The 242-nt window shown below is 66.9% G+C and carries 1 protein-coding gene; it reads left to right on the top strand.

All coding sequences use genetic code 11. The annotated features are described in order from the left end of the window. Positions 1-228 (top strand): hypothetical protein (locus SB775_RS33085; RefSeq protein WP_410865523.1); only part of this gene is annotated, 228 nt, incomplete at its 5' end. Positions 229-242 lie beyond the last annotated feature (14 nt).

The raw sequence follows: 242 nt of genomic DNA, 5'->3' as shown, positions 1-242 counted from the left end.
AAGCAGTACCGCGAGGCCGACGGACGCTTCTACTTCAAGCTGCTCGACGGCGACGGCGCGCTGCTGGTCCAGAGCGGGGGCTTCGATTCGCCCAGGGAAGCCGGCCAGACGATCGCCGTCCTCAAGCAGGCGACCGCAGCCGATGCGCTCGAATCACCGCTGTTCCAGCTGGAAGCAGGCGCTGACGAGGTGCTCGAGGCGCTGCACTCGTTGCGCGAAGCATCCTGAAACGGCTGGCCGTC

It is taken from the genome of Peribacillus sp. SIMBA_075 (assembly GCF_046534585.1).
Note: the sequence above shows the minus strand (reverse complement) of the source record. Positions and strands in the feature narration are given on the sequence as shown.